We start from the raw sequence: 12,106 nt of genomic DNA on the forward strand, positions 1-12,106 counted from the left end.
TTAAATTGGTCTTAAAGAACAATTAAGGTTAGCTTCAGGTTCGTTGTCTACAATAGTATTAGAATTCATTTCTCACTTAACCCAACATCAGGTACTCAAAACTATGAAACGAGGTTCTTCTATATGAACATAAAGCGAGTGATGATCGTCGGAACGATGGTAGCCGTAATTTCCTTCGGAAACACCGCGTTAAGCGGCTCCATCACAAGCGCAAGTCCGGTCGCCAGACTATCAGCAACCGACAATAAGAATCCTGGTAAGGATGATTTGCTAGAAGCTTTGAATCAACCCTCTGACAAGGAACTGTACGAGTCGTTATATGAGGGAAAATCATTGTATGACATTGCGGCGGATCAAGACGGCGATATTGATCAAGTCATTGAGCTACAGACCCACCAATTGCAAAAGCAGCTGGATGAGCGCCTAAAAAGCGGAAGCATTACTGCCAAGCAGTACGAAGCACATTGCCAAGAACTCAAGGAGCTTATTGAACAAAGCGTGCTCACCTCCTTTGGCTAACGAATCATTGAAAAACCTTCTCTAACGAAACTGAGCATCGCTAATCGGCCTAAAAAGGTGGTTTCAAATTCTAACGAAACTAGGTATCGCTATTAAACGCAATGATTGGCTTAAAGCTGGTTTTTCCTTTAAATAACGATACGGAGATTCGTTAGAATAAATTTACCACCGTTTTCGAGGAAATAACGATCCGTAGTTTCGTTAGGGATGACTTATATTTCTATCCGCCTGCGTCCGCTTATACAAAATGGGGATTGCTGCTGCAATGAGGATCAACCCCATAAAAGCAGGTGCGGCATGACCCATAGTTACATAGATTTGACCTCCAATGATAGGTCCAATCATTCTCGCTAAAGCCTGAATAGATTGGCTCCCCCCTTGAATCCTCCCTTGTTCACTGGAATCTACAGACTTGGACAGCATCCCGTTAAATGAAGGCCCAAAGATCGAATCGCCAAAACCAAATATGAACATGCCAGCGATAAGAAGCGGATAGAAAGAGAGCAAAGCAGACAGCGCAATAAGGCCGTAGCCCATAATTTCTGATCCCATTCCAAGAATTGCGATTTGTTTATCAGTAAGTTTTATCAACAGCTTCGGCATGATGAAACCTTGTGAGACGATATCCTGGACACCCAATATTGAGAACATAAGCCCGATGATTGCTGGCTTCCAGCTGAAGGTATCCAGCGTAAATTGCGAGAATACCGCCTGTAAAGATCCGTTTGGCAACCAAAGCAAAAATGCGGAGACAAGCAGCCATTTCAAGTTTTTCATGGAAAGGATATTGGCAAGCTGTGCCAATGGATTCAGCCTCACAAAGGTAATCTCTTTCAGTCTGTTCTTCTTGTCGAGGCTCTCCGGCATAAAGAAAAATCCATAAGCCACATTCAATAACGTTATTACGGCTCCAAAATACATCGGTACAGCATAACCAAACTTGGCCAGTAATCCTCCCAAAGTTGGCCCGATGACGGTGCCCACACCTACAACAGCACTCACCCATCCAAAATATTTGGTTCGTTGTTCCGGAGGAATGATGTCTGCAAAATATGCGAAAATCGTACCTATGCTGCCGCCTGTGATCCCTTCTATGATGCGACCTGCGAATAACACCCATAGAGCTCCGCCGATACCAAAAACGAAGTACCCGATTGCGGAGCCCAAAAGGCATACCAAGAGTAGCGGACGCCGTCCATATTTGTCGCTCAAAGTTCCAAGTACAGGGGCCGCCAAAAATACGCAGACTGCATAAACGGAGGTAAGCAGCGTAACTACTATAGCTTGTTCTCCCGGATTGCTTATATAAGGCTGCACTAAGAATGGGACAACAGGTGCGATGATGCTGAAGCCTATTCCACAAAGAAACACAGAAATGAGACCGAATATTAAAGCGTGTTTATCTACCGCTTGATCTGTTTTCTGTTTATTATCAGATGGATGTCTAAACATTACATTCTCCTTTCGAAACTCATTGTTTTGTTTCCTCGTCAACAATAATATGGTAGTTTTGTTTCCTTGTCAACAAAAAAGTAGAGAAAAAAACAGCCCGTACTCTGTAGAGTTAGGCTGTCTGTTGGTTTTATCTTCATTATTCAATTTACTCCGACTTCATGTCCATACCCATTTTTTTTATTTCTCCATCCAGATGCTTACTATACTTTTCCACGAAGCTAAGCATGCTGTCGAATTGTTCCACAGTCACCTGCTCAAATACGGCTTTATCCCGCTCCTGAAACTCTTTGTGCAATTTCTCATGAATTTCATAAATGACTTTCCCCTGCTCAGTAAGCCTATAATAGATTTCTTTCTTATTATCCTGTTTCTGATAGCTTTCAATAAGGCCCTTTTCTATGAGCCTTTTAGTTATTTTGCTCATAGCGCTTCTAGTCATATAAAAGGATTCAGCAAGCTTGGTGACGTTGGAATCCACATTTTTCTCAATGTATTCGATGCAATGTACTTCGGTAGGCTTATATCCCTTAAGACTGTCTTCCATCTTAAACTTATTAAGCCAAGCCATCTTGTTGAATACGTCCCTTAAAGCCATCATGACCTGTTCTTCTTTATTCACGGCCTGTCCTCCCACCCATTGGTGCATTAATCCTATTATATACAAAGTGGGCACCATAAAAAAGCGATCCTCTGACACATACCATAGATTTGGCAGCAAAATAAATAAACAGGATTGAAACGGAATTAACTCGTTCCAAAACCCTGTTTGTTTGTAAGCCGGACCCCTATACCAGGCTCCATATTTTTTTACCCTGAGACTACCTGCTCCTGACCAAGCGACTTCTTCTGCAAGCTCGGGATCAGGGCATAGGCAAATGTGATGAACGGACTCAGCCACAAGAAGGTCGCGTAAGGCAGATATTCGATGACAGGAACCCCAAGGGTCGCGGCAAAGAAAGCACCACTGACTCCCCATGGAATCAACGGATTGACAAGTGTGCCGCAATCCTCCAGCGTACGCGACAGCGTCTTGGCCGGAATGCCTCTGCGATTATATTCGTCCTTGAACATTTGGCCAGGCAGCAGGATCGACAAGTATTGTTCCCCAGTCATCCCGTTTACCGCGATGGACGATGCGCCTGTCATTAGAACGATAGCGCTGCTTCGCTTCAAGGGCTGAATTACTTTGCGGAAAAAAGCATCGATTACACCGCAATGCTGCAACAAGCCACCTAGAGAAAGAGCGATCAGAATTAGCGATACCGACCACATCATCGACTGCAAGCCACCGCGATTCACGATGGAAGCTACAGTCCCGTTAGCGATCGTGCTATGATACCCACTCTGCATAACGCTGAACCAGACATCGATTGCCGTCTGATGCTGAACGAATGCCGTAATCAGAAGTCCGGTGACGATCCCTATGACTAGGGTTGGTATGATAGACACCCGTTTGACCGAACAAGCGATGACAGCGATTGGCGACAGAAGCGTCAACCCGTGGATCCGGAACCCTTCTTCCAGGGCCAGCTTGATCTGCTGGATAGAAGATAGATCCATTGCCTCAGGCCGTGGCGCGAACATAAAAAATATAGTTGTAATAACCAGTGCCGGGATCGTTGTGTACATCATATTGCGAATATGTGTGAATATGGAGACGCCTGCTACAGCGGGGGCAAAATTCGTCGTGTCCGATAGCGGCGACATTTTATCGCCAAAGCAGGCCCCACAGATGATCGCCCCTGCAGCCAAGGTTGGAGATATTCCCGTCGTTAAGGCAATGCCCATGAAGGCAACACCAACCGTACTCACCGTAGTAAATGAACTGCCGGTAAACATCGAGACGATGATCGTAACATATAGCGCACTCACCGCAAAAAATTGCGGTTTAATATAGTCCATCCCATAGTATAAAATCGTTGGAACTGTTCCGCTCATCATCCATACCGCGATAAGAATGCCGATCAGTGACAAAATAAGAATCGGCATAATCGCCGTCTGGATTCCCTGAATAATCGCCGATTCGAGCTTCTTCCAGGGGAAGCCAAACAGGCGCAGCATCGTTGCTGTACCCACGGTTGTTGCCAACAGTGGCAAATGCGGCTCCGATTTCAAGAGAAATATGGAGACAAATAAAAGCGCCAGAATAAAAACAATAAGAAAAATACTTTTTGAGAAACTTAGCTCTCGGTTCATGGTGTAAGGACTCCTTATTCAATGGTTGCTGCCCGGAAATAAATATTCTCAGCTCCGCTGAAGCTGCAGAATGATTTATCGCCTTTGCGCTTCCCTGCTTTCAGGCTTTCTTGCATTGAAGCACAAAGGTACTATAACGATAAAAGCATAAGGAGTCAATGTCTAGGTGATGAACATTCCCCGATTATTCCTCTTCAGAGCATGGATGTAATGCGAACCTCAGCGCGCGGCTGATCAATACCGGCAACACTGACACATGGCCTTCCCCAGCGAATTCCTGGTATTCGGCCCTAACCCCGATGTCCGCCGAAATTGCTGCCAGTCGTTCGCTAAGCGCTTGGGCTCGAGCACAGTTGCCGCATTCATGCGATTTTTCCAGTTCCCCTACACCAAAGAGCACCCTGACCCGGACTGGCAGCTTTCTGGCCAGAGCGATAAATTCCCTTTCCAAGTCCAGCATATATTCCTGGTTCCAGTGCAGCGATGGACTGCCTGCGATGTAATATTGAAAGGCTTCCGGCTTGCTGAACAGCGCATACACGGTGAACAATCCACCAAGAGAATGTCCGAACAGCGCCTGCCGCGTGCGATCGACCGGGAATCTCCCTTCGATTCGCGGCTTCAGCTCCTCTTCAATAAAGTGCAGGAATTCCCTTGCCCCGCCTTGCTCAGGAATCCGTTCATTATCGAAACGCCTGCGATATTCCATCGACGGCAGCGGTGTAAGGTCATAGAAGCGTTCCGGCGCATACGGACCGTTCGTCTCATAACCAATAGCGACGACTATTGCAGGCATCACTCCTGTATGATCCGGTCTGCGACATTGCAGCCTCAGCGCTTCTACCATCGTGCCGAATACGGAATTCCCGTCCAGCAAGTAGATAACCGGATATCCGGCGGGCGGAGGCTCTCCCAAGGGACGAGCTGCAATAATCCGATAGGTTCGCCCCTCGCGTGAAGTCATTCCCCATTGCTCGGCATAGGGGATGTTCACTTGCTGATATGCAGCATCCGAAGGCGCTGCTTCTGATATTATCGGTTCCATCGCTAGCCCTCCTGCGGAATCAGAAACCGCAGCACATCATCGATAATTTTCTCATAAGCAATCAGGCCGCTTCCGAGCCAATAGCCGCTGTCCACCTCATAGACATGTCCCTGCTTGACAGCCGGCATGCTCTTCCAGATCGGGCTATCCATCATCGCCCGGTCTCCCCCTTGATCGATAGCAAATATGTAATCCGCGTCCAGCTCGGGAACGACCTCCAATGAGAGGGCAGCGCTGTTGGCATCCCCGATCAGCTTTGTCTTGCCGAGTCCCAGCTCTTGATGGAGCACATACCCGGCTAAATAGTTGCCTCCCATCATATTGATTCCTTTAGGAGCAAAGCGGATAATTGCAATCTTTTTATTCTCCATAACCTTGCTTAATTTCTCTTTAGCCTCATTGATTTTCTCGCGGTAATCCTGCAATGCCGCCTCAGCCTCAGCCGATTTACCGAGTAAATCCCCTATGACAGCAAGCGACTGCTCCATATTGCCGGAGGCATTTTTAAAAACATAAGTCGGTGCAACCTTCGCATAGCTCTCATAAACCCCATTTGCCGCAAAGGTTTCCGTCTGCAAGATGATAAGGTCCGGACTATACGACATCATAACTTCAGGCGAAGGCAATCCTTCGGAAAAATCCAGGATCGGCACATCGTTTAAGCCCTCTATCCAATCGCGATGTCCATCCTTGGCATTAGAATATCGGGCAACAGGAGTTACCCCCAGCTTCAGCAGAGACTCTTCCAGATAAGGAGCAATGATCTTCGCCGGTGTACCGGTCAGCTTAACCTCGTGCCCAAGCTCGTCCTTTATGATCCGTTCTTGCTTTTCCTCACTGCCATTTCCTTTATTGCCAGAATCAGCGGATGCTTTAACCTCTCCGGCCTGCTGTTCAGGTTCGAGTGCCGCACCGCCGTTCTTCGCCTGGGAACTGCATCCCGCCAGCAGACTCCCTGCAATCACACAGCTTAATAAAACCAAAAATAGAGTTTTCCTTCCCTTTTCTCTCGTACCCCAAAGTCTTGACATGATATATCCCCCTTAGTTGATAATCGTTCTCAATCGACTTTGAGTATACTTATTTTGCCAAGGATTCACCATAGTCATTATCCGGAAGTATATTTGGACAATTTCCGGTAAATAAGAGCAGTGCTTCATCCAGCATCCGGGCCATGGCCACCGCTGAATATTCAAACCAGGGATCGGCATTAATCATATATACATGATCGTTCCGTACAGCCTGGAGCTGCTTCCACTCGGCCGAATGCTGCAATGCCAACCAGAATTTGCGTGTTGAAGCCTCCGGACATATGGTCAACAAAATCCGCTCAGGATTTATCTCTTGCAGTTCCTGCAGCGCCATAGGCAAGTGGCTGTGCAGTTCTCTGCTGCCAGCAGGCCGAAGTTTTAAATCGTCGTAAAGCAGCTCCTGGAGTCCCCGATTCCGGTATGCGAACATTTGCGTACGGTAAATCCGCAGCACCAGAATACGATCCCTCCCCAGCGAAGCGCTTAACTGCTCCCGCGCAGCCTGGACCTTACGCTCGTAATTGCGTATCCACTGCTGTGCAGCAGCCTCTTTGTCCAAATATGCGGCGATATCAAGCAGTTGATCTCTCCAGCCTTTTTGGTCTGTGATGTAATGTACTGGCGCGATTGAGTTCAACCGGTTATCTTCGCTCATTTGCAGCCGTTCAGAACCGATAATAACATCCGGATGGGCCTGACTCAGCCTACCCAGATTGGTCTCAAATGTTAATTTGTAATAAGGGCTGGTGAGAATAAGATGCGACTTGATCTCGCTGCTGTAAAGGTTGTAGTAATACGGAGTCCATTTGGGATCGAGGGGGGCGATCTGCGGAATGATATTCAGCGCAAGCAAATGTCCGATCGCTGAGGGGGAACATGCCGCCACACGCTTGCGGGTATTTTTAGCGAATTCAGAGGGCGCTACACCCACTTCCTTTTTAAATTTACGACTAAAATAAAATTCATCCTTATACCCTACCTTCCTGGCAATATCCCGCAGCCGCTCTTCGGATTCCGCCAAATACCGCTTGGCATGCCGAATGCGGACATCCGTTAAATATTCCATCGCACTTTGGCCGAACGTTTTTTTAAATAAATCCACAAAATATTTGGGGCTAATGTTTGCCATCTTGGCCAGCTGTGCGATCGACAACGGTTCATCATAGTGACTCTCCATATACGTCTTGATTTCCAGCAGATCCGCCCTATTATATGTGCCCGCTCTTTGCGCTTTAGTCGCATGCACGCCATCTGTTGCAGTAAAGCCGCTTTTTGTATGTGATGTTTCATTGGTATGCACAGAGAACCTCTCCCTTGGAAAGATGTAATAACGAAAACGATAATATGATAATGATAATCATTATCATATTATCGTTAAAATTAGCATACCTTCCCGGTGAGATCAAGTCCTGTGCTAGAATGTATACCTTTGAGACCGCAAAACGGGGTCTGCTCTAGTGCTCAACAACTTGTAACGAAACTGGGCATCGTTATTTGCCTCAAAACGAGAGATTTCAAACTTTTACGAAACTGGGCATCGTTATTTGAGTAAATAAAGGGATAAAGGGCGGATTTTCTCCAAAATAGCGTTACAGTGTTTCGTTAAATTTGAGTAGGTGCTAATTTCCCGAAAATAACGATATGGTGTTTCGTTAGAGCTATGGACTATCTACCCTACACCATCTACACCGTAACATTCCCCGCATGCTTACCCAGAAATTTCATCACCAATTGATTAATCCGCTGCTTCTGTTCAATACTTAGGAGATGCCCGGCCTTGGGCACGGTTGCGAGGGTTATATCGGGAAGCAGGCGCGCCTTCGCCTGTACATCCGAAAGGGAGTGACGGTAGATCACCTCATCTTCCCCGACGATCAATAGAGTTGGAAATGAGCATTGAGCAAGCTCCGCTTCTGTAAAGACCGTAGGAAGCAGACCCAGCCGTGGAAAACAGTTCTTATAGCTTGCTGACATCAGCGCCCGGTAAGAAGCGGGTAATTGATCGAGGCTATTATGCCTCGACATGCACCAGGCAAATGCCCGGTCGATCAACCACTGTGTCTTCAGCATCACCGCCGGAAACATATGCCAATAAAACATCCTGGACAAAGGTGCAAAGGAGCCGGCAGGCGCCAGCAAAGTCAGTGAACTCACGCGTTCCGGATGAACCACCGCAAAATTCAAAGATATAAATCCGCCCATCGAATGCCCCAGTAAATGAAACTTCTCCAAGCCAAGCTCCCGGGTCAGCTCCAATAACCACTGTGCGGCCGCCTCTTTACTGGATAACGGCTTCAGCAGCGTGCTCTTGCCAAAATCACCAGGAACATCGACGCAATATACGTAATACCCGCTGCACCACTCAGCGATATTAGCGCTCCACATCAGGGACGTAGCGGTCATGCCATGAATAAGCAGCAAAGGCGGATCGGCTGGATCCCCGCAACGGATAAGATGCGTATCCCCAAATTGGGTGGATACATAGCTTATTTCGTAGGAGACCGGCCACTCGCTTAATGCTTGGTCATAGGCTGCCACGAAGCGGTCTCTCCCCTGCTCGTTTCTATATATGGATAATCCCTTCATTTCCATAAGATCACTCCTCTGCACGTGCATGCACGAAAATTCGCAAGATTTGATCCACCTGCGGGAAGTCCTCCAGTTCGGGATAGGTCAGGCGTGTGAATACAACCCCGTTCAGCATGGAAGAATACATAAGGGCTTGCTTCAAGGGATCGGCATCAATGAACTCCCCTTGCTCCTGACCCTCGCGAAATAATCGCTCAAGCCATCGCATGCTTTGTTGAGCGTATTCCCTCGATATTGCCGTGGCCTCTGCGGGCACCGTCTTCGAAGTATTGGTTTGCAAAGCGATCAGGAAGAAATAACCGCTTTCTGCAGTATGAGCAAAGATTCCTTCCGTCAGCGCCTTCAGCCGTTCATACGGACTTCCGCCGCTCTCCACAACCTCACGGATCGTCTCATAGGACGTTATAAACGCAGTTCTGGCCAGCTCGATATAAATATCCTCTTTGGAAGCAAAATAATGATAAATCAGACCGTGGCTTAATTTGGCTTCTCCGACAATATCGCTTATTTTTGTTCCCGCATAACCTCGTTCCCCAAACACCTTCGCCCCGGCTTCGAGCAATTGCTGCTTGCGCGCATCACGAATTTGCTGATTCTGTTCATCGATTCTTGGGGACATAACGTACCGCCTCCTTCATGCAAGTTTAGCTTATAAAAGAATCATAATGTTCATTGATTAAATAGTCAATCAAAAATATATAAAAAGGAAACCGCCCATCCAGGCGATTTCCCGATTAATGCTCCCCAGTTTAAATCAACTTATATTCTTTTAACAGCTGCATGATTCTGGTGTCTGAGATCTTCTTTATCCCCGTCATTGCAGCTAGTTTCACGGTATCAGGAAGCTCCATGTCGGTAAGCTTGTTGCCATCCATCATTTTCGCGGTGGAATCCAAAAGCACACGAACATCATAAGCAGATCCGAATACTTCCGGAACACCGCGGTCAATGTCCAACAAGGTATATACGGCTTCCATCGCGGTACGGACGGAGTATTCCGTAGTAAACACCGTATCGCGCGGTGTCTCGGCGAAGTTGCCGATAAAAGCAGCGTTGACACAGCCATCAGGCACGACGTTCGGACGGTCCCCTGCTGCTCTTGGCATGAAGTATGAGGTAACATACGGCATCATGCAAGGAACACAGTTGGCGGAGTTTACGGCCATATCGTGAATCTCTGCTACAGGTACGCCCATATGATAGAGCCACTCTTCGGTGATTTCAATCCCTGTACAGTCTTTCATCGGTTTTTTGATGTAATCGCCTGGCACGTCGCAATACAAGCTATACACCCATACGACGAGCTGATCCTTCGGCTGGGATTTGAAGTGAGGCTGGCGATTCAACGTAAAGCTCATCAGCCATTTCGAATCCTTCACCGTAACAATACCGCCGGTTACAACTTTGCCGCTGAATGGGTCCCGTTTGCAAATTTTCTCGATGTAAGGAGGGATGCGGTCATCCAGCGTTGTAACGGTAGCGGATTCCCAGTTGCTTTCCGCAATGTTGCCGCAGAATTTATCCGGACGGCCAAAGGCAGGGTCCTGCTCCGCGATTTTCTTCCACAGCTCCCAGCTTCCGCCGAGGGAAGTATTCATTACAGCAGGAGTATTGTTATCTCCTAGCGTAGAGCTTTCGGTATTGCTGCCGTTTGTAATAAAGACCAGATCATTTTCAGTCAGATCAATGTGCTTTTCTTGTCCTCTTTGTACATATACGAGCTTTTTAGCCACTTTCTTTGTTCCCGTAATCTCAAATTCTACATTCGTTACGGTCGTCGCGAATTGGAAGGTTACACCATGTTCTTCCAAGTACTTCATCAGCGGCAGTGCAAGTGACTCATACTGATTATATTTAGTGAATTTCAGGGCCGAGAAGTCAGGCAATCCTCCGATATGGTGAATAAATCTAGTCACATATCTGCGCATCTCCATCGCGCTATGCCATGGTTCAAACGCAAACATTGTCTGCCAGTAAAGCCAGAAATTCGAGTTGAAGAAATCTTCGGAGAAGACATCTGTAATTTTCAAATCTTCAAGCGCTTCTTCCGGAGTAAAGAACAATTTGATAATTTCCATAGAAGCGGTTTGTGTCAGTGTAAATTTGCCATCGGTATGCGCATCCTCGCCCCGATTGAGAATCGCACGCTGTAGGGAATAGTTCGGATCCTCTTTATTGAGCCAATAAAATTCATCCAGTACCGATGCACCTTCTGTTTCCAATGAAGGAATGGAGCGGAACAAATCCCAGAGGCATTCGAAATGGTTTTCCATTTCCCGGCCACCGCGAATAATGAATCCTCTGCCGTCATCATAGATGCCGTCCAATCCGCCTCCGGAAATATCGAGTTCCTCAAGAATATGGATATTTTCACCTTTCATCTGACCATCGCGTATGAGGAAGGCAGCCGCGGACAATGAGGCTAGACCTGAGCCAATTAAATAGGCAGATTTTTGATCCACACCATGTGGTTTTTTAGGACGGGCAAAAGCTTCGTAGTTTCCATTGCTGTAATACATGCTTATAACCTCCATTTAGATTCATATTAGCGCAACCTACACATGATTATTTTCCCTGCAAACTCACTATACTGCGCCTGCCGCGCGTTTACACTAAACAGTAAAAGGGCTATGTATAAAATTTATACATAACCCTTAAAATGTCTAAATATTTAATTTTGTATTCCGGCCGGCCCGCGCTAGCTAATGTGCACATATTTATTGATCGCCTTCTCCACATCGCCTTCAACCAGGATGCTCAGTCGGTCAATAATCAAACCGGGGTCTTCCCCCATGCCATTGCGAATCCACTCCAGCATGATGCCGATGAACGCAAAAGTATAAAAGTTGGCGATAAATTTCTTATCTTCCGATCGCACCTGCTTGCCGGCATTAACCTCTTCAATCACACCCATCAACAGGTCGAACACCGCCTGGTGCAGGAAGAGATCCAAATGCTCCCGCCCCATGGAACGATAGGTACTGAGGCAGAACTTTTTGTTGTCTAAAACGTAATGGAATATTTTCAGGAAGCCATGCTGCCAGGTATCATAGGTGCGGCAGTTGGATATCGCGTCCAGCGCCTCCGTCTTATAAATCCAGCCCAGCAAATCGTATATATCCTGAAAATGATAATAAAATGTCTGTCGGTTTACTCCGCATTCGGCCACCAGATCCTTCACCGTGATTTTCTCCAAGGAGGATTGTTGCATCATCGATTTAAGAGTGGAAGCCAAAGCCTTCTTCGTCATTACGGACATCGTCGCACAGCC

General features: G+C 47.0%; 11 protein-coding genes. 1 reads left to right on the forward strand and 10 read right to left on the reverse strand.

Features of this window, described 5'->3' with window-relative positions:
* The first annotated feature begins 123 nt into the window (after positions 1–123).
* Entirely contained in the window at positions 124–519 is a 396-nt protein-coding gene (locus tag BN1360_RS18860) for a hypothetical protein (protein WP_068781368.1), read from the forward strand.
* Positions 520–720: 201 nt separating this feature from the next.
* Here BN1360_RS18860 and BN1360_RS18865 read toward each other — a convergent pair whose 3' ends face one another.
* From BN1360_RS18865 to BN1360_RS18910, 10 genes are all read right to left on the reverse strand, one after another.
* Positions 721–1,971 carry an MFS transporter gene (locus BN1360_RS18865; RefSeq protein ID WP_068781369.1) on the reverse strand — a complete coding sequence of 417 codons (1,251 nt, stop codon included), beginning with the start codon at positions 1,969–1,971 and terminating at the stop codon, positions 721–723.
* A 148-nt stretch (positions 1,972–2,119) separates the two neighbouring features.
* Entirely contained in the window at positions 2,120–2,593 is a 474-nt protein-coding gene (locus BN1360_RS18870) for a MarR family transcriptional regulator (RefSeq protein ID WP_068781370.1), read from the reverse strand.
* A gap of 188 nt (positions 2,594–2,781) precedes the next feature.
* The gene (gene nhaC / locus BN1360_RS18875; RefSeq protein ID WP_068781371.1) at positions 2,782–4,170 is read right to left on the reverse strand and encodes a Na+/H+ antiporter NhaC; all 1,389 of its coding nucleotides are present in this window, start codon (positions 4,168–4,170) and stop codon (positions 2,782–2,784) included.
* 184 nt (positions 4,171–4,354) lie between these two features.
* Positions 4,355–5,215 carry an alpha/beta hydrolase gene (locus tag BN1360_RS18880; protein WP_068781372.1) on the reverse strand — a complete coding sequence of 287 codons (861 nt, stop codon included), beginning with the start codon at positions 5,213–5,215 and terminating at the stop codon, positions 4,355–4,357.
* Positions 5,216–5,217: 2 nt separating this feature from the next.
* Complete coding sequence (locus BN1360_RS18885) at positions 5,218–6,246, reverse strand: ABC transporter substrate-binding protein (protein ID WP_068781373.1); 1,029 nt, start codon at positions 6,244–6,246, stop codon at positions 5,218–5,220.
* Between the two features lie 49 nt (positions 6,247–6,295).
* Positions 6,296–7,546: an AraC family transcriptional regulator gene (locus BN1360_RS18890; RefSeq protein WP_229521048.1), complete on the reverse strand. Its 1,251-nt coding sequence runs from the start codon at positions 7,544–7,546 to the stop codon at positions 6,296–6,298.
* Between the two features lie 383 nt (positions 7,547–7,929).
* A complete protein-coding gene (locus BN1360_RS18895; protein WP_068781374.1) occupies positions 7,930–8,838 on the reverse strand; it encodes an alpha/beta fold hydrolase in 909 nt (302 codons plus the stop codon).
* A gap of 4 nt (positions 8,839–8,842) precedes the next feature.
* Entirely contained in the window at positions 8,843–9,454 is a 612-nt protein-coding gene (locus BN1360_RS18900; protein ID WP_068781375.1) for a TetR/AcrR family transcriptional regulator, read from the reverse strand.
* A 130-nt stretch (positions 9,455–9,584) separates the two neighbouring features.
* The gene (locus BN1360_RS18905) at positions 9,585–11,354 is read right to left on the reverse strand and encodes an oleate hydratase (protein WP_068781376.1); all 1,770 of its coding nucleotides are present in this window, start codon (positions 11,352–11,354) and stop codon (positions 9,585–9,587) included.
* A 179-nt stretch (positions 11,355–11,533) separates the two neighbouring features.
* Positions 11,534–12,094 carry a TetR/AcrR family transcriptional regulator gene (locus BN1360_RS18910; protein ID WP_068781377.1) on the reverse strand — a complete coding sequence of 187 codons (561 nt, stop codon included), beginning with the start codon at positions 12,092–12,094 and terminating at the stop codon, positions 11,534–11,536.
* Positions 12,095–12,106: the final 12 nt, after the last annotated feature.

Source organism: Paenibacillus sp. GM2 (assembly GCF_900069005.2).
In the GTDB taxonomy this organism is placed as follows: domain Bacteria; phylum Bacillota; class Bacilli; order Paenibacillales; family Paenibacillaceae; genus Fontibacillus.

Coding starts and splice junctions, on each gene's coding strand:
- BN1360_RS18880 (WP_068781372.1), bottom strand. CDS start 5,215: ATGGAACCGATAATATCAGAAGCAGCGCCTTCGGATGCTGCATATCAG.
- BN1360_RS18885 (WP_068781373.1), bottom strand. CDS start 6,246: ATGTCAAGACTTTGGGGTACGAGAGAAAAGGGAAGGAAAACTCTATTT.
- BN1360_RS18860 (WP_068781368.1), top strand. CDS start 124: ATGAACATAAAGCGAGTGATGATCGTCGGAACGATGGTAGCCGTAATT.
- BN1360_RS18895 (WP_068781374.1), bottom strand. CDS start 8,838: ATGGAAATGAAGGGATTATCCATATATAGAAACGAGCAGGGGAGAGAC.
- BN1360_RS18900 (WP_068781375.1), bottom strand. CDS start 9,454: ATGTCCCCAAGAATCGATGAACAGAATCAGCAAATTCGTGATGCGCGC.
- nhaC (WP_068781371.1), bottom strand. CDS start 4,170: ATGAACCGAGAGCTAAGTTTCTCAAAAAGTATTTTTCTTATTGTTTTT.
- BN1360_RS18905 (WP_068781376.1), bottom strand. CDS start 11,354: ATGTATTACAGCAATGGAAACTACGAAGCTTTTGCCCGTCCTAAAAAA.
- BN1360_RS18910 (WP_068781377.1), bottom strand. CDS start 12,094: ATGTCCGTAATGACGAAGAAGGCTTTGGCTTCCACTCTTAAATCGATG.
- BN1360_RS18865 (WP_068781369.1), bottom strand. CDS start 1,971: ATGTTTAGACATCCATCTGATAATAAACAGAAAACAGATCAAGCGGTA.